Below are 1529 nucleotides of genomic sequence, written 5' to 3'. Positions count from 1 at the left end.
CCGTCTTGGTGACACAAAGGTCAAACGTGCTACGAGTCGAGCCTTGAAGGCAGTCGCAAACGAGACTCTAGAAGAGTTCAAAGGTGCTCTGCAGGTCTACAAAGATACTGGAGAAACTATCGAAAGTGCTACTGCTGGACGTGTGACTGGTCTTGCTGCTGGCGTCCCTGTTGTGAAAATTGGTTTTGGTGAAGGCTCTCGTTGGCGCTTGGTTCACTTGAATGAGTTTGGATATGGTAAGAACCCACATCCAAGGGGGTTCGGTGTCATCAGACGTTTTTCAGAGGCTCATGCTAAGACGTACAAATACAGAATCGCTAGTCATTTGAAGACGGAGGGGTTTTAGATGGTCAAAGATAAGTTTAATGAACTCTATGAGGCTTTGAAAAAAGATGAGTCTTTAGCTGGAATCAGTATCAAATCTTTTAAACGTCCTGACTCGTTACCAAATAATGAGCCAAGTATTGTTATTAGACCAGTTGGTCCGCCGATGCAGGCAGTTCATGGCAGTAATACGAGTCTGGCTAAGACATTTATCTATCAGGTCAATGTAGAGTCTACTAATTATACGGAGTGCAAAGTACTCCAAAGAAAAATCGAAAAGATTATGGAAGACCAGGAATTTTATCAAACCAGTGGTGGTTTGGATGAATGGATTCCAGAAATCAAACGCTATGTAGACGCTCGGACCTACAAAGGTCGGAGTGCTCTATACGAAGAATACTAAATTAAAGAAAGAGGTGCTATAAATGGCATTAGTTGGTTTTAAACGCATGACAATTCGTGTGTTGGATGGGGAAGCTACTCCAACACTTGGGAAAAACCTTTTCGTGGTAGAAGGTAAAACCGGTGAGGGTGCGACTCGTACCGCTAAGATTACAGGACTTTCAAGTGAACCTGTTAAAACTTACGGAAGCGATGTCGCTTATTACACATCAAAACGCGGTGTAGGTGATGTGAAGATGGAAATGACAGCAGTTGACATTCCTCACATGGTCCTTGCCAAAATCCTTGGGCATGTAGTTAAGGACGAAATCATTTATATTGGTGAAGATAGTGATGCTCCACTTTGTTCAGTTATGCTTGAATCTAAAACAGCAAACGGCACGAAAGCGCAAGTTGGTTTCTTCAAAGGTAGCTTCTCAATGGATGCTGAGGAGCTTGAAAGTCTTAAGGAGAAGCAAGAGGAACTTCCAGATGACAGCTTGAGTTTCTCAGCCATTGCAAGCGATGATGAAGAAATCAAAGGTAATTACTATGGTAAGTACATTGGTAATGACGAAGAAAAAATCAAGAAACTCAAAGGTCAACTTAAAATGGTTGCTGCAGGGTAGGAAGAGGGCGCAAGCTCTCTTTTTATCTTTTTTCTAGAAAGGAAAGTAAATGGCTAAGGTTAAATTTTTAATTAAAAATGAAAAAGGTCAAGATGTTCAAAAGACCAGTAAGGAAATTACTACTAAGGACTATCGTGACTATCTGATCCTAAATGAAGCTCTATCATCTGATGTGTCAGAGGTAGAGAAATTAGA

At 41.3% G+C, this 1529-nt stretch carries 3 protein-coding genes; all 3 read left to right on the top strand.

What is annotated here, in order from left to right:
* A partial coding sequence (locus HMPREF2805_RS00210; protein WP_075230956.1) for a hypothetical protein occupies positions 1-346 on the top strand: 346 nt, incomplete at its 5' end.
* The gene (locus HMPREF2805_RS00205) at positions 347-727 is read left to right on the top strand and encodes a hypothetical protein (protein WP_075230955.1); all 381 of its coding nucleotides are present in this window, start codon (positions 347-349) and stop codon (positions 725-727) included.
* A gap of 22 nt (positions 728-749) precedes the next feature.
* A complete protein-coding gene (locus HMPREF2805_RS00200; protein ID WP_033585799.1) occupies positions 750-1334 on the top strand; it encodes a major tail protein in 585 nt (194 codons plus the stop codon).
* The last annotated feature ends 195 nt before the right edge of the window (positions 1335-1529 follow it).

The organism is Streptococcus sp. HMSC034E03, assembly GCF_001811505.1.
In the GTDB taxonomy this organism is placed as follows: domain Bacteria; phylum Bacillota; class Bacilli; order Lactobacillales; family Streptococcaceae; genus Streptococcus.
The sequence above is the reverse complement of the archived record's forward strand: the minus strand, read 5'-3'. Positions and strand labels throughout refer to the sequence as shown.